Source organism: Pseudoduganella danionis, assembly GCF_009720775.1.
GTDB lineage: Bacteria > Pseudomonadota > Gammaproteobacteria > Burkholderiales > Burkholderiaceae_D > Rugamonas > Rugamonas danionis.
The window spans coordinates 1,612,342-1,627,025 of the sequence record NZ_WNKW01000001.1; the positions used below are offsets into that span (position 1 = coordinate 1,612,342).

A 14,684-nucleotide genomic window follows, 5' to 3' on the forward strand; every position below is an offset into this window, starting at 1 on the left:
GGAGGATAGAGCATGAATATCGACACTATCGTAGACAAGGAGTACGCGGGTATGAGCTTCCGCGCACTGGCGGCCGCACCGGTCAGTGCACTGCGCGGCCTGAGCCCGCGCGACGCCCGTGCGCTGGCCCAGGCTTTCAATGTGCACAGTGTGCGTGATCTGGCCGAGCTGGCGCTGGTGAAATGGGCCACGGCCATCGTTACGCTGGCCGATCAGGAGTTGCCGGAACCGGTCGCGCTGGCGCAGGAGCATTTGCTCGATGATGGACTAGAAATGACTTTCCCCGCCAGCGATCCGCTTTCCGTCGATGCCGGTGCGACCCGCATCGAAGTGGCGCCGGACATGGTGGATGCGCATGATGACCACCAGCATGCGGAAACGGTTGCGCAAAGTACGGAAACGGGCATGCAAGTGGCCGCTGCCACGCCGCCCCAGCCGCCCACACGGCGGCACTAGACCTGCGTGAGGACTTCCTGCTGGCCTTCGATCGCGCGCACTGCTTGCGCAGTGCAGCAGCAATTTTTGCCGCTGCGCTTGGCCGCATACAGAGCGCCATCGGCAGCAGCGATCAGCGGATTGACCTCGCTGGCATCGTCCGGGAACAGCGCCACGCCTATGCTGGTAGATAGCGTGAGTTCCAGTCCTTCGACCAGATAGGGGCGGGCCACCGCTTCGATCAGCTTGGCGGCAGGTTCGCAGGTGTCATCGAGCTGGTTCAGGCTGCCCATGACGATGACGAATTCATCGCCGCCCACGCGTGCCACGGTATCTTCCTTGCGCGAGCAGCCGGTCAGGCGCTGCGCCACCTGTTTTAGCACGGCATCGCCGGCCGCATGGCCATGAGTATCGTTGATGGCCTTGAAGCCATCGAGGTCCAGATACATGACGGCGGCCTTGTTCTGCTGCCGCGCCGCATGTTGCAGCACATGGCCGATGCGGTCTTCCAGCAGCCGCCGGTTAGGCAGGCCGGTGAGCGCATCATGCAGGGCCAGCGCTTGCTGCTGGCGGCTGTACTGGGCCAGCTCGCGGTACAGCAGGCGCACTTCGAGCATATTGTGGATGCGTTTGTAGACTTCCATCAGGTCGAAAGGCTTGCTGATGAAGTCGCGCGCGCCAGCTTCCAGTGCTGCTATCTTGAAGCTGGGCTGGGCGGTGAGGGCGAGTACGGGCAGATAGCCGCCCTGTTCGATTTCCTTCAGACCCTGCATGACCTGAAAGCCGTTAAAGCCGGGCATCTGCAAGTCCAGCAGTATCAGATCATAGCCATGCTGGCGGTGCATGGCGCAGACTTGTTCGGGCTGCGAGGTCGCGCTGACGTCGCGATAGCCGCCATCGTGCAGGATTTCGCACATCAGTTCTAGATTGTCAGCGTTGTCATCCACTACCAGTATTCGGGCGTTGAGGATATCTTCTCGGCTTGGCATAGGGATCCCGGTCGATAAGTTCTGCTGGCGCTTAGGCCATTTCTAATGGATTCATGTTAGCGCACGATGATTTTGCGCGTCGCACACATGCAATATATTTCCATGTGGAAATTAATTGTACATGTTTCTTTCTGGATTTGGTAGTTTATCCAAAGAAATTAATCTGATTTGTCTAAGCTTGCTTTTTTGTTCACTCGGGTGCTGGCGCTTGCGCTGGCAGGCGCAGCGTGAAGCGGGCGCCCTGGCCCAGTCCGGCGCTTTCCGCGCTGAGCATGCCGTGATGCAGTTCGGCCAGCTGGCGTGCAATGGCCAGACCCAGTCCTAGTCCGCCGTAGTTGCGCGACAGGCCGGGATTGGCCTGATGGAAGGGCTCGAAGATGTGCGGCAGGTCGCCGGGGACTATGCCTATGCCATGGTCGTCGATGCAGATGCAGATCGTGCTGCCTTCGCGCCATGCGTGCACGCGCACGCGCGAGCCGGGTGTGCTGAATTTGATGGCATTGTGCAGCAGCTTGCCCAGCAATTGCTGCAGCCGCTCGCTATCACCGAGCACCATTAGCTGGGCCTCGCAGGCGGCCAGTTCCAGCTCTATGGCGGCGGCGCTGGCCAGCGTCTGCTGCTGTGCCACGGCAGCCGCAAGTAGCGGTTGCACGGCCGTGCTGCGCAACTGCAACTGCAGCCGGCCGCCGGACAGGCTGCTCATGTCGAGCAAATCTTCGATGAGTTGCACCTGCAGCCGGGCGTTGCGTTCTATAGTTTGCAAGCCGCGCTGCAGATCAGCCGCATCACGTCCGCCGCGCCGCAGCACCTGGGCCCAGCCCAGAATGGCCGTGAGCGGCGTGCGCAACTCGTGCGACAAGGTAGAGAGCAACTGGTCCTTGATACGCGCATAGCCAGCCGCTTCGACGCGTACACGGCGTAGCTGGTCCACGTCGGTGCAAGTGCCCAGCCAGCGCAAGACGCGGCCGTTGCCGAGCACGACGGGCTGAGCACGGGCCAGAAACCAGCGGAACTCGCCGCTGGCACTGCGGATGGGGACTTCCATTTCATAGGGCTGGCTGTTCAGGCGGGCCTGATCCCAGCGCGCCGTCAGCGCAGCCAGCGCTTCCGGTGCGCACACCTGTTGCCAGCTATCGGCATGGCTAAGCGCCGGACTGGTGCCCGTGTAGCGGTACCAGGGCTGGTTGTGCCAGATAGTGGTGCCATCGTGCTCGGTTATCCATGCAGGCTGCGGCATGGAGTCTAGCAAAGCACGCAGCGCTTGCTGGTCGGGCTCGTCGGCAGTGCAGGTGGCGGATGTCATCGGAAGTGCTACGGGCGTGGCGAGGCACGCGTGATGTTCGTCAGTGCTGCCATTCTAGTCCGGGCGGACGCCGCAGCCGCGCACGATACGGCAGTGGAATATTGAGGCAAAAAAAAGCCCGCTACGGGAGCGGGCTAAATCTATTTCCTTGGAGGAGAATAGAGGAGACAGGTGAATGATGCTGCATTGCGCAAACATTGGCCAATTCTATGTTGTGATAAGAGAAATCACTAGCATGAATGTAGCCTTTTAGTACACTATGGCGCAGCGGCTAGGCGCGGCTAAACTGGCGAGGAGGATGGGATATGGTGACCGTAGTGCGGCACAGAAAAGTGAATATCGTGGTGCTCGAAGATGAGGAGCAACTGGCCGAGCATTGCAAGGCTGGCGACATCGCCATCTTCAACGATCAGGAAGGCTGGTGGATAAAATTTGTCGGCGAAGGTGGGCAGGTCGATTGCTATGGCGAGCCTTTTGCGTCCTATAACGAAGCGCTGTGGTCGTCCAAGGCTGCGGCGGAATTTGGCGTCTGATTCTGCTGACCCGCTACGTGGCACTGGACAAGAGCCGGGGCGCTCCCTATAATGCTGCTTCTTTCGCACGGCATGCCATGCAAAGTAAGTAGTAAATAAGGCAGTGAGTGGGTTTGCAAATGGTTCATTCGGTGTTTCGTGCATCGAACGAATAAAATGATAGAAATATCAAACTTTGCAAAACGAAATTAATGCTTTATAATGCACTACAACGCGGCTGTAGCTCAGCTGGATAGAGTACTTGGCTACGAACCAAGGGGTCGTGGGTTCGATTCCTGCCAGCCGCACCAATTCGTATGTAGAAGGGCCTGTGACGCAAGTTACGGGCCCTTTTGCTTTAAGTGTAAGCCTCCGATTCGGATAATAAAATTTCTTGACGGAATGCTTCGCTAAACGAGAAAACGCTGTTATAATCTTGTTTTTCGCGGCTGTAGCTCAGCTGGATAGAGTACTTGGCTACGAACCAAGGGGTCGTGGGTTCGATTCCTGCCAGCCGCACCAAAATTCGTAAGTAAAAGGGCCTGAAGAGTGATCTTCGGGCCCTTTTACTATAAGTGTAAGACCTGTGTTTTGATAGAGAAGAGACTTCGAAATTACTTCACAGAATACTTCGTAAAGATAGGAAAAGCTGTTATAATCCTGCTTTCGCGGCTGTAGCTCAGCTGGATAGAGTACTTGGCTACGAACCAAGGGGTCGTGGGTTCGATTCCTGCCAGCCGCACCAAAATTCGTACGGGAAGGGCCTGAAGAGCAATCTTCGGGCCCTTTTTGTTTTCGCGCCTGGTGCAGCAGGCGATACGCGGGCGTTCATTTTTCTTATTGGCATTTGTAGCGAAATCCCTGATGATCGTGTGATCACCGTTGCGGAGGACTTTCCATGGCCGTCATCACCAATATCGAGGATTTGCGTCAACTGGCGCAGCGGCGCGTACCGCGCATGTTTTACGATTATGCCGATGCCGGTTCGTGGACTGAATCCACCTACCGCGCCAACGAGACGGATTTTCAGAGCATCAAATTCCGCCAGCGCGTGGCCGTGAATCTGGAAAACCGCAGCCTGCGTTCCAGCATGGTAGGGCAGAGCGTGGCCATGCCGGTAGCACTGGCGCCGACTGGCCTGACGGGCATGCAGCATGCGGACGGCGAGATACTGGCGGCGCAGGCGGCCGAGAAGTTCGGCGTGCCATTCACGCTGTCCACCATGAGCATCTGCTCGATCGAAGATGTGGCGGCCCATACCAGCCAGCCGTTCTGGTTCCAGCTCTACGTGATGAAGGACCGGGATTTCATCAACCGCCTGATCGACCGCGCCAAAGCGGCGCGCTGTTCGGCACTGGTGCTGACGCTGGACTTGCAGGTACTGGGGCAGCGCCACAAGGACTTGCGCAACGGTCTGTCGGCGCCGCCGCGCCTGACGCTGGCGAACATGCTGAATCTGGCCACCAAGCCGCGCTGGGTGCTGGGCATGCTGCAGACGCCACGCCGCAGCTTCGGCAATATCGTCGGCCATGCGACGTCGGTGTCGGATATGTCGTCGTTGTCGTCGTGGACCAGCCAGCAGTTCGATCTGAGCCTGTCGTGGCAGGATGTGGCGTGGATTAAGCAGCGCTGGGGCGGCAAGCTGATTATCAAGGGCATCATGGATGCCGAAGATGCGCGCCTGGCGGTAGCTTCAGGCGCGGATGCCATCATCGTTTCCAACCATGGCGGCCGCCAGCTCGACGGCGCGCCATCCTCGATCGCGGCGCTACCCGCCATTGTCGATGCAGTAGGCAGCGAGATCGAAGTGCATATGGATGGCGGCATCCGTTCGGGGCAGGACGTGCTGCGCGCGCTGGCGCTGGGCGCCAAGGGCGTGTATATCGGCCGGCCCTTCCTGTATGGCCTGGGCGCCATGGGCCGCGAGGGCGTGAGCAAGTGTCTGGAGATTATCCGCAACGAGCTCGATCTGAGCATGGCCTTCTGCGGCCTGCGCGATGTCGCGCAGGTGGATAAAAATATCCTGCTGCCCGGTTCCTATTAAACGCCGGGGTTAGCTCAGGCCACCACGTTGCGCGGTGTGCCTGCCACCCACGCTTCGACGTTGTCGATTAGCTGGTCCACCAGCACCTGCATGGCCTGCGTGCTGGCCCATGCCGAGTGGGGCGTGAGGATGAAATTGGGCAGGCGCAGATTGAGCAGCACGTTGTCGGCCGGTGGCGGCTCCTGTACCAGCACATCGAAACCGGCACCGGCAATCACACCCGTACGCAGCGCATCGGCCAGCGCCGTTTCATCGACCAGTCCACCGCGCGCCGTGTTAATCAGCAGCGCGTTGCGCTTCATGCGTATCAACTGGCTGGCGCCTATCAGTTCACGGGTCTGCGGCGTGAGCGGCAGGTGCAGGCTGATAATGTCGGAGCTCTCCAGCACCTCGTCGAAGCTGGTTTCGCGTACGCCGTCGGCCGCTGCATCGGCCAGTGGCGAGCGGGTATGGACGATGACTTCCATGCCGAAGGCACGCGCGATCTGTGCCACGGATTTACCCAGCGCGCCATAGCCGAGCAAGCCCAGTCGGCTACCGGCCAGATCGCTGATGGGATGGCCGAACAGGCAGAAGCGCTCGGACTTCTGCCACAGGCCCGCTTCGATGTCGGCACGGTAGGCTACGATCTGGCGGCGCAGCGCGAGGATCAGCGCAAACGTGTGTTCGGGCAGCGTGTGCACGGCGTAGTTACGGATATTCGAGACCACGATGCCGCGTTCGCGGCAGGCTGCCAGATCGATGATGTCGGTGCCGGTCGCGGCGACGGCGATCATTTTCAGATCGGGCAACTGGTTCAGATCCGCGGCGCGCAGCGGCACCTTGTTGGTGATGGCGATGCTGGCGCCGGCCTCGCGCAGACGCGCCACGGCCTCGCCGGCACGGGTGGCCGGATACTCGGCCCAGCGGTGCTCGAAAGCCGGGCGGCGGATCGTCGCGATGACGCTATCGCGGTCGAGAAAGACGATGCTGTGTGGTGCGCTCATAGGGTGACTTATTGGGTAATTTACAGGGCTAGTTCGGCAGTCAGCGGACGTGCGGCCGGTGCAATTTTTGGCAGGCGCATACCCGGATGGTTGGAAAACAGTTCGGCCACCCATTCGACGAATACCCGCACTTTGGCGGACAGGTGGCGGTTCTGAGGATACACCACATGGATGGGCAGCGGGTCGGACTGCCAGTCGGCCAGTATCTGTTCCAGACTGCCCGCCTTGAGCATGGGTTCCAGCATAAACTGCGGCATCTGCACGATGCCCAGACCGGCGATGCCGGCTGCCGTGTAGGCATTGCTGTCGTTGAGCGCGATCAGGCCTGGCAGCGGCAGTTGCACGCGTTCGTTGCCGCGTGCGAAATCCCAGTCGAAGATTTTGCCCGTGCGCGAAGAAAAGTAGTTCACGCAGCGGTGGCGCTTGAGTTCTTCCGGATGGCCTGGGCGGCCAAAGCTGTCGAGATAGGACGGCGCAGCACAGGTGATGAATTCGAGGATGCCGACGCGGCGCGCAATCAGGCTGGAATCGGCCAGCGCACCGCCGCGCACGGCGCAATCTACGCCTTCTTCGATCAGGTCCACGGTGCGGTCGCTGCAGCCCAGCTCGAGCTGGATGTCGGGATAGCGCTGGAAGAATTCGGGCAGGGCGGGGATCAGTACCAGGCTGGCCAACCCTGTGGGCGCATCCACGCGCAGCCGGCCGCTGGGACTCAGGCGCGTGCGTGACAGCGATTCTTCCGCCTCGCGCACGTCGGACAGGATGCGCAGGCAGCGCTCGTAATAGGCCGCACCGTCCGCCGTCACACTGACTTGTCTGGTGGTCCGATGCAATAATTTGACGGACAAAGCCGTCTCCAGAGACTGGATCAGGGTGGAAACCGTGGCCTTGGGCAGTTGCAGGTGTTCGGCCGCGCGCGTGAAGCCGCCCGCATCGACTACCTGTACAAACACTTCCATGGCTTGCAATTTATTCATCGATCCACCTCATTGTTCGGGATTCTGAACAATCAATTCAACTTATCCGTATTTATTGGATTGTAAATCATGTTTAACATGTGCGTACTGTCCAAGGAAAACCAGCTTCAGGAAAGGAGATGCACATGAAATATCGGGATGGAATTATTAGCACGTTCGCACTGGCGCTGACGTCGCTGGCACTGGCCGGCGTAGTCTATACCGATGCCTATTCGCAGGCGGCCAAGGCCGAAGCGACGGGTGTGCGTGCTCTGACTGAAGTGGCGGCCGGTACTACGCTGGCTTCTGTCGAACCGGCGCTGCTGGCCGTTGCTCCCGTACAGGTGCAGTGATGGGTACCGGCGTCAGCGTGGAAGATATGCCGGAGTTTTCTCCGCACCTGAAGATCCGCAATCTGCAGGTGGGTGGCGCCGAAGGCAATCTGGCGGCACGGCTGTACGCGGTGACGCCCGATGCCAGCAAGCGCGACACGCTGGTCGTGTTCTTCCACGGTGGCGGCTTTACCAGCGGCGGTCTGGATGACGGCGATCTGTTCCTGCGCCATCTGGCCGACGAGAACACCAGCACCGTGGTGCTGGCCAGTACTTACACGCTGGCTGCCGTGAAACCGTTTCCGGCCGCAGTGGAAGATGCCCACGCCGCGCTGCTGTGGGTGAAGAAGAATAAGGCCAAATTAGGCTGGAGTGGCAAACGTCTGGTGGTGGCCGGCATCGAAGCAGGCGCCAATCTGGCAGCGGTGTGCACGCTGATGTCGCGTGACCGGGGTGGCCCGGCACTGGCGGGCCAGATTCTGATCATGCCGATGCTGGACCCCGGCCTGTCCACCTGCTCGATGCGCGATATGCAGCACGGGCAGGAATTGCTGGAAGTGGCCGATGCCTGCGCTGCCGCCTACCGTGGCTATCTGCCGAATGCGGCCGATCGCATCCATCCGTATGCATCGCCGCTGCAATCGAGCCGTCTGAAGAATCTGCCGCCGGCGCTGATCCTGTCCACCGAGGACGATCCGCTGCGTGACGAGGCAGAGCAGTACGGCGCCAAGTTAATGAGCTGCGGGGTGAAGACCACTGTCACCCGCATGCCGCCAGCACCCCTGCACGAGACAGGGGCGCGCAACGAATGTGCGTGCAAACGCTACGCACTGGGAGAAATCGCCAGCTTCATCGCTGGTCTGGAACGGGCTGACACACCAGCGACCGACTAGTACTCCCTGTATCTCTTGCTGTTGTAACCGAAACGTCCCCACTGGCTTGCCGGCGGGGCGCTAGTACCGTGTTTTCTCGCGATTCTGCCGAGCCGGCCGGTGCCGCCATTTCTATTAAATTTTTTCATGCAAAAAGGAATAACAATGAAAAACGTTAAACATTTAACCGCCAAGGTCCGGCCACTGGCCGCTGCCGTGGCGCTGGCGGGACTGGCCGCAGCCACCGGATTGGTCCTGACCGGCTGCGATACTGCTACCGGCAAAACGGCCGAAGCGCCGGCCGCCGGTGGCCCGCCGGTGTCGGCTGCCGTGGTCGTGGAGAAAACTGTCACCGAGACCCAGCAGTTCTCGGGACGTCTGGAAGCCATCGAACAGGTGCAGATCCGTCCACGCGTGGGCGGTTTCATCACCGCCATCAACTTCAAACCCGGCAGTCAGGTGAAGAAGGGCGATGTGCTATTCGTGATCGATCCGCGTCCGTTCCAGGCGGAAGCCAATCGCGCCGAAGCAGCAGCCGGTTCGGCCCGCGCCAAAGCGGATCTGGCCCGTCTGGAACTGAACCGTGCGGAAAAACTGCTGGCCGACAAAGCCATCGCCCAGCGCGAATACGATGAACGCGCTTCCAGCCTGAAGCAGCTCGATGCGGATGCCCGTGCGGCGCAAGCCCAGTTCGAAGCGGCCCGTCTGAATCTCAGTTATACCCAGGTGCAGTCGCCCATCAATGGCCGTGTATCGAAAGCCGAAATCACGCTGGGCAATCTGGTCGATGCTTCGGCCGTGCTGACTTCCGTGGTGTCGCTGGAGCGCATCTACGCCTCGTTTGACGGCGACGAAGAAACCTATCTGCGCGTCGGCGCCGCGGCCCATCAGGGCAAGCCGGCCACGGTGCGCATCGGTCTGGCCAACGAGGAAGGCTATCCGCACGAAGGCAAGCTGGAATTCGTCGACAACCAGCTCGATGTGCGCAGCGGTTCCGTGCGCATGCGTGCGACGCTGAACAATGCCGACGGTGCGCTGGTGCCCGGTCTGTTCGCGCGCGTGCAGCTGGTTGGTTCCGACAACGCCAAGCCGGCGCTGCTGATCAACGAGCGCGCCGTCAGCACCGACCAGAACCGCAAGTTCGTGTTCGTGGTGGATAAGGACAACAAGGCCGAATACCGTCCCGTACAACTGGGCCAGACCGTCGATGGTCTGCGCGTGGTGCGCGATGGCCTGAAGCCGGGCGAGAAAATCGTCGTCAACGGCCTGCAGCGCGTACGCCCCGGCGCACCGATCACGCCTAACGTAGTCGCGATGGATGTCGATCCGCTGGCCGCCAACGCCCAGCCGCCAGCCGGCAAGGAAGTGGCCAAAGACGCTGGCAAGGAAGCCGGCAAGGACGCCGCTGCCAAGGCCGACAAGCACGCTGCCAAGGATGAAAAAGTTGCCATCGCCAAGACTGGCACTCGCAAGGAATAAGAACTCATGAACATATCCCGATTTTTTGTCGATAAGCCGATCTTCGCGGCCGTGCTATCGATCGTCATTTTTGTGGCCGGCCTGATCTCGATCTTCAAGCTGCCGATCTCGGAATATCCGGACGTGGTGCCACCTTCAGTGGTGGTGCGCGCCCAGTATCCGGGGGCGAATCCGAAGATCATTGCCGAAACGGTGGCTGCGCCGCTGGAAGAGCAGATCAACGGCGTCGAGAACATGCTCTACATGTCCTCGCAAAACACTTCGGACGGCGCGCTGGCGCTGACCGTCACCTTCAAGATCGGCACCAACGTCGAGCAGGCCGAGACGCAGGTGCAGAACCGCGTGCAGCGTGCTTTGCCGCGTCTGCCGGAAGAGGTGCGCCAGATCGGTGTGACGACCGTGAAGTCTTCGCCCAACCTGACCATGGTGGTGCACCTGAATTCGCCCAATGGCCGTTACGACGACCTGTATCTGCGTAACTACGCGGTGCTGAACATCAAGGATCAACTGGCCCGCCTGCCCGGCATGGGCGAGGTGCAGATGTTCGGCTCGGGCGATTACGCCATGCGCGTCTGGCTCGATCCGCAAAAAGTGGCCCAGCGTGGCCTGACGGCGGGCGATGTGGTGAATGCGATCCGCGAGCAGAACGTGCAGGTCGCGGCCGGTGTGATCGGTCAGGGCCCGAGCAAGGATGCGGACTTCCAGCTGACCGTGAATACGCAAGGCCGTCTGCAGTCGGAAGAAGAATTCGGCAACATCATCCTGAAGACCAATAACGACGGCGCGGTCACGCTGCTGAAGGATGTGGCACGTCTGGAGATGGGCTCGAATTCCTATGCCCTGCGTTCGCTGCTGAACAATAATTCGGCAGTGGCGATACCTATCTTTGAAGCGCCGAATGCCAATGCGCTGCAACTGTCGGCGGACGTACGCGCCACCATGGCCCGTCTGTCGAAAGATTTCCCGGAAGGCGTCGAATACAGCATTGTGTACGACCCGACCCAATTCGTGCGTGAATCGATCCGTTCCGTGATCCATACGCTGGTGGAAGCCATCATCCTCGTGGCGCTGGTGGTGATCGTGTTCCTGCAGACCTGGCGCGCTTCGGTGATTCCGTTGCTGGCCGTCCCTGTCTCGGTGGTGGGTACTTTCGCGGTGATGCTGGGCTTCGGCTTCTCGATCAACACGCTGTCGCTGTTCGGCCTCGTGCTGGCCATCGGTATCGTGGTCGATGACGCCATCGTGGTAGTGGAGAACGTCGAGCGTAACATCGCCAATGGGCTGTCGCCGCATGATGCGACGATACAGGCGATGAAAGAGGTGAGCGGTCCGATTATCGCGATTGCACTGGTACTGTGCGCCGTGTTCGTGCCGATTGCTTTCGTGTCCGGCCTGTCGGGCCAGTTCTACAAGCAGTTCGCGCTGACCATTGCGATTTCCACCGTGATCTCGGCATTCAGCTCGCTGACCCTGGCACCGGCGCTGTCGGCCGTGCTGTTGCAGCCGCACGATGCACCGAAAGACCGTCTGACCCGCATCATGGACCGTATCTTCGGCCGCTTCTTCGGCTGGTTCAACCGCTTCTTCAACCGTGCTTCGCATGGCTATGAAACGGGCGTGACGGGTGTGCTCAAGCGCAAAGGCGGTTCGCTGGTGGTGTATGCCGTGCTGGCTGTGGCGGCAGGCTTCATGTTCAAGCTGGTGCCACCGGGCTTTGTGCCGGCACAGGACAAGCAGTACCTGATCGGCTTTGCCCAGTTGCCGGATGCTGCTTCGCTGGACCGCACCACGGCCGTGATCCGCAAGATGTCGGACATCGCCAAGGATATTCCCGGTGTCGCTGATTCGGTGGCTTTCCCCGGCCTGTCGATTAACGGCTTTACCAATGCACCTAACGCGGGCATTGTATTTACGCCACTGAAACCGTTCGAGGAGCGTACCAAGCCTAGCGAGTCGGCGGAAGCGATCGCCGCTGAAATCAACAAGCGCATGGGCGTGATCGAAGGCGCGTTCGTGATGGTGCTGTCGCCGCCGCCGGTGAATGGCCTCGGCACCACGGGCGGCTTCAAGGTGATGATAGAAGACCGCGACAACCTTGGCTACGATGCGCTGTACAAGGCCATACAGGCGGTGCAGATGAAAGCCTGGCAGAACCCGAAACTGGCTGGCGTGTTCTCCAGCTACCAGATCAACGTGCCGCAACTGTTTGCCGACGTGGACCGGGCCAAGGCCAAACAACTGGGCGTGCCGCTGCAGACCATTTATCAGACCCTGCAGATCAATCTGGGCTCGCTGTATGTGAACGACTTTAACCAGTTTGGCCGTACCTATCAGGTGCGCGTGCAGGCGGACCAGCAGTTCCGTTCGCACGCGGAAGATATCGCCCAGCTTAAAGTCCGCAACGACAAGGGCGAAATGATTCCGCTGTCGTCGCTGGTACGCGTCAAGGATAGCTATGGTCCGGATCGGGTACAGCGCTACAACGCCTACGTGGCGGCCGAGATCAATGGCGGCGCCGCACCGGGCGTATCGTCGGGCGAAGCACAGGCCGAAATGACCAAGATCCTCAACGAAGTGCTGCCGAAAGGGATCAGCTACGAATGGACCGAGCTGGTATATCAGGACATCCTGTCCGGTAACACCATGATCTATGTGTTCCCGCTGTGCGTGCTGCTGGTGTTCCTGGTGCTGGCTGCCCAGTACGAAAGCTGGACGCTGCCGCTGGCCGTGATCCTGATCGTGCCGATGTCCATCCTGTGCGCACTGCTGGGCGTAAAACTGACGCACGGTGACAACAATGTGTTCACCCAGATCGCCTTGTTCGTACTGGTGGGGCTGGCCTCGAAGAATGCGATTCTGATCGTGGAGTTTGCGCGCGAACTGGAACATCATGGCCGCAGCATTGTGCAGGCCGCGCTGGAAGCTTGCCGTCTGCGTCTGCGTCCGATTCTGATGACGTCGATCGCCTTCATCATGGGGGTGCTGCCACTGGTGTTCTCGCACGGCGCCGGTTCGGAAATGCGCCATGCGATGGGTGTGGCCGTCTTCGGCGGCATGCTGGGCGTGACCTTCTTCGGCCTGTTCCTGACGCCGGTGTTTTACGTGCTGCTGCGTACGCTGGCCGTACGTCTGGAGAAAAAGCCTGCTGCCTTGCCGGCAGCAGCAGAAAAACTGGAAGGGAGCCATTAAGATGAATACTTTGCAGATGATCGCCCGAGGCGTAGCGCCGGTCATGGCAGCGCTGCTGATGACGGCTTGCGCGGCGCCAGCCTTTAAGCAGCCGGCCATGGAAGTGCCGGCCGCCTACAAGGAAACCCAGGGCGTACGCACGGCTGCCGATGGCAGCACCTGGCAGCCAGCGCAGGCAGCAGAAGCCCAGCCGCGCGGCGAATGGTGGCTGGCCTTCAATGATCCGGCGCTAAATCAGTTGATCAACGACGCTACCCGCGCCAATGCCAATCTGGCCGTGGCAGCAGCGCGCGTCAAACAGGCGCGTGCCATTGCCGGTGTGGCCGAAGCCGACCGCATTCCGCAGGTGGGGGTGAGTGCTTCCGGCCAGCGTCAGCGTGCGTCCGACCTGTCGCTGGGTCTGCCGGCCGGTACGCCGGTAGCGCCCACCAAGGCTTTCAATGCCAGCCTGACGGCCAGCTACGAAGTCGATCTGTTCGGCCGCGTGTCCAGCAATGTGAGTGCCGCACGCAGCGATGCCGCGTCGATCGAAGCGACCTATCAGTCGGTGCTGCTGGCCGTGCAGGCCGATGTGGCGCAGACCTATTTCCGTTTGCGTGCCACGGATGCGGAACTGGAAACCCTGAACCGCACGGTGCAGACGCGTGAGGAAAACGTCAAGGTCAACCAGCGCCGTTTCGATCTCGGCGATATCGGCGAGTTCGATCTGTCGCGCGCCAAGACGGAACTGGCCAGTGCCCGTGCCGAAGCCATAGGCCTGCAGCGTCAACGTGCCACCACCGAGCATGCGCTGGCTGTCCTGCTGGGCAAACCGGCGGCCAGCTATACGGCTGGTAACAGCCCGCTGCTTGATAGTGCGCTGCTGCCGGAAGTCCCGGTGGGGCTGCCATCGACGTTGCTGGAGCGCCGTCCCGACATCGCGGCGGCCCAGCGCAGCATGGAAGCGGCCAATGCCCGCATCGGCGTGGCCCGCTCGGCCATGTTCCCGGCCCTGAGCCTGAATGCGGCGGCGGCCGGTGCGTCTGGCAGCACGGTGGCGGAAGTGTTCAAGTGGAGCAGCCGTTCGTGGGTACTGGGCGCCATGATGTCCATGCCGCTCATCGATGGCGGACGTAATTCGGCCAATATCCGCCGTGCCGAAGCGGCGCTGGAAGAATCCGTGGGCAGCTACCGCCAGAGCGTGCTGCAGGCGTTTGCCGAAGTGGAGGACAACCTGGCCGGCCTGCGCATCCTGCAGGCGCAGGCCGTGCAGCTCGACGAGGCGCTGGTGTCGGCACGTCGTTCGGCTGATCTGGCGCAGAAGCTGTATGCAGCAGGGCGCTCGAGCTATCTGGATCTGCTCGATGCGCAGCGCAATCTGGCGGCAGTCGAGCGCAGCGCCGTGCAATTGCGCGGTAGCCGCGCGATTACCACGGTCGCGCTGATCCGTGCGCTGGGCGGCGACTGGAATGCGGCGGCAGCCAAGCAGCAATTAGCCATTAATTAGGTCGTTCAACACACAAGCGAGCGGCAGGGCGGGGCAGACAGGGGGCAGCGAGAAACGCGCTGCAGCCTGTCTGCCCCGTTTTTTTTGGTCTGTACGATGTC

Annotated in this window: 12 protein-coding genes and 3 tRNA genes; 11 read left to right on the top strand and 4 right to left on the bottom strand. The window is 60.8% G+C overall.

Features of this window, described 5'->3' with window-relative positions; genetic code table 11:
* Positions 1-12 precede the first annotated feature (12 nt).
* On the top strand, positions 13-456 hold the full coding sequence (locus GM655_RS06975; RefSeq protein WP_155433807.1) for a hypothetical protein: 444 nt from the start codon (positions 13-15) through the stop codon (positions 454-456).
* On the opposite strand, the gene GM655_RS06980 is transcribed toward GM655_RS06975, so the two are convergent.
* Together GM655_RS06980 and GM655_RS06985 are read right to left on the bottom strand one after the other, a co-directional pair.
* Positions 453-1,424, bottom strand: coding sequence for a diguanylate cyclase (locus GM655_RS06980; protein WP_155433808.1), 972 nt, complete (start codon positions 1,422-1,424; stop codon positions 453-455). The genes GM655_RS06975 and GM655_RS06980 overlap by 4 nt on opposite strands.
* Before the next feature lie 190 nt (positions 1,425-1,614).
* The gene (locus tag GM655_RS06985; protein WP_155433809.1) at positions 1,615-2,727 is read right to left on the bottom strand and encodes a PAS domain-containing sensor histidine kinase; all 1,113 of its coding nucleotides are present in this window, start codon (positions 2,725-2,727) and stop codon (positions 1,615-1,617) included.
* 305 nt (positions 2,728-3,032) lie between these two features.
* Here GM655_RS06985 and GM655_RS06990 point away from each other — a divergent pair, with 305 nt between their 5' ends.
* From GM655_RS06990 to GM655_RS07010, 5 genes are all read left to right on the top strand, one after another.
* The gene (locus GM655_RS06990) at positions 3,033-3,260 is read left to right on the top strand and encodes a hypothetical protein (protein WP_155433810.1); all 228 of its coding nucleotides are present in this window, start codon (positions 3,033-3,035) and stop codon (positions 3,258-3,260) included.
* 213 nt (positions 3,261-3,473) lie between these two features.
* Positions 3,474-3,550 (top strand) — tRNA-Arg (locus GM655_RS06995).
* 134 nt (positions 3,551-3,684) lie between these two features.
* Positions 3,685-3,761, top strand: a tRNA-Arg gene (locus GM655_RS07000).
* Between the two features lie 146 nt (positions 3,762-3,907).
* Positions 3,908-3,984 (top strand) — tRNA-Arg (locus GM655_RS07005).
* Between the two features lie 153 nt (positions 3,985-4,137).
* Entirely contained in the window at positions 4,138-5,283 is a 1,146-nt protein-coding gene (locus GM655_RS07010; protein ID WP_155433811.1) for an alpha-hydroxy acid oxidase, read from the top strand.
* A gap of 14 nt (positions 5,284-5,297) precedes the next feature.
* On the opposite strand, the gene GM655_RS07015 is transcribed toward GM655_RS07010, so the two are convergent.
* Positions 5,298-6,269, bottom strand: coding sequence for a D-2-hydroxyacid dehydrogenase (locus GM655_RS07015; protein ID WP_155433812.1), 972 nt, complete (start codon positions 6,267-6,269; stop codon positions 5,298-5,300).
* Positions 6,270-6,289: 20 nt separating this feature from the next.
* A complete protein-coding gene (locus tag GM655_RS07020) occupies positions 6,290-7,246 on the bottom strand; it encodes a LysR family transcriptional regulator (RefSeq protein WP_155433813.1) in 957 nt (318 codons plus the stop codon).
* A 125-nt stretch (positions 7,247-7,371) separates the two neighbouring features.
* Here GM655_RS07020 and GM655_RS07025 point away from each other — a divergent pair, with 125 nt between their 5' ends.
* The 5 genes from GM655_RS07025 to GM655_RS07045 all read left to right on the top strand — a co-directional run bounded on the left by GM655_RS07025 (position 7,372) and on the right by GM655_RS07045 (position 14,583).
* Complete coding sequence (locus tag GM655_RS07025; protein ID WP_155433814.1) at positions 7,372-7,578, top strand: hypothetical protein; 207 nt, start codon at positions 7,372-7,374, stop codon at positions 7,576-7,578.
* A complete protein-coding gene (locus GM655_RS07030; protein WP_155433815.1) occupies positions 7,578-8,450 on the top strand; it encodes an alpha/beta hydrolase in 873 nt (290 codons plus the stop codon). The genes GM655_RS07025 and GM655_RS07030 overlap by 1 nt, the downstream gene beginning before the upstream one ends.
* Positions 8,451-8,594: 144 nt before the next feature.
* Positions 8,595-9,908 (top strand): efflux RND transporter periplasmic adaptor subunit, encoded by a 1,314-nt coding sequence (locus GM655_RS07035; RefSeq protein WP_155433816.1) that lies wholly within the window; start codon positions 8,595-8,597, stop codon positions 9,906-9,908.
* 6 nt (positions 9,909-9,914) lie between these two features.
* Complete coding sequence (locus GM655_RS07040) at positions 9,915-13,097, top strand: efflux RND transporter permease subunit (protein ID WP_155433817.1); 3,183 nt, start codon at positions 9,915-9,917, stop codon at positions 13,095-13,097.
* Between the two features lies 1 nt (position 13,098).
* The gene (locus tag GM655_RS07045) at positions 13,099-14,583 is read left to right on the top strand and encodes an efflux transporter outer membrane subunit (protein ID WP_155433818.1); all 1,485 of its coding nucleotides are present in this window, start codon (positions 13,099-13,101) and stop codon (positions 14,581-14,583) included.
* Positions 14,584-14,684: the final 101 nt, after the last annotated feature.

What these genes read in the sequence shown, in the direction of transcription:
- GM655_RS06975 (WP_155433807.1), top strand. Translation starts at nt 13, where the DNA reads ATGAATATCGACACTATCGTAGACAAGGAGTACGCGGGTATGAGCTTC.
- GM655_RS06980 (WP_155433808.1), bottom strand. Translation starts at nt 1,424, where the DNA reads ATGCCAAGCCGAGAAGATATCCTCAACGCCCGAATACTGGTAGTGGAT.
- GM655_RS06985 (WP_155433809.1), bottom strand. Translation starts at nt 2,727, where the DNA reads ATGACATCCGCCACCTGCACTGCCGACGAGCCCGACCAGCAAGCGCTG.
- GM655_RS06990 (WP_155433810.1), top strand. Translation starts at nt 3,033, where the DNA reads ATGGTGACCGTAGTGCGGCACAGAAAAGTGAATATCGTGGTGCTCGAA.
- GM655_RS07010 (WP_155433811.1), top strand. Translation starts at nt 4,138, where the DNA reads ATGGCCGTCATCACCAATATCGAGGATTTGCGTCAACTGGCGCAGCGG.
- GM655_RS07015 (WP_155433812.1), bottom strand. Translation starts at nt 6,269, where the DNA reads ATGAGCGCACCACACAGCATCGTCTTTCTCGACCGCGATAGCGTCATC.
- GM655_RS07020 (WP_155433813.1), bottom strand. Translation starts at nt 7,246, where the DNA reads ATGAATAAATTGCAAGCCATGGAAGTGTTTGTACAGGTAGTCGATGCG.
- GM655_RS07025 (WP_155433814.1), top strand. Translation starts at nt 7,372, where the DNA reads ATGAAATATCGGGATGGAATTATTAGCACGTTCGCACTGGCGCTGACG.
- GM655_RS07030 (WP_155433815.1), top strand. Translation starts at nt 7,578, where the DNA reads ATGGGTACCGGCGTCAGCGTGGAAGATATGCCGGAGTTTTCTCCGCAC.
- GM655_RS07035 (WP_155433816.1), top strand. Translation starts at nt 8,595, where the DNA reads ATGAAAAACGTTAAACATTTAACCGCCAAGGTCCGGCCACTGGCCGCT.
- GM655_RS07040 (WP_155433817.1), top strand. Translation starts at nt 9,915, where the DNA reads ATGAACATATCCCGATTTTTTGTCGATAAGCCGATCTTCGCGGCCGTG.
- GM655_RS07045 (WP_155433818.1), top strand. Translation starts at nt 13,099, where the DNA reads ATGAATACTTTGCAGATGATCGCCCGAGGCGTAGCGCCGGTCATGGCA.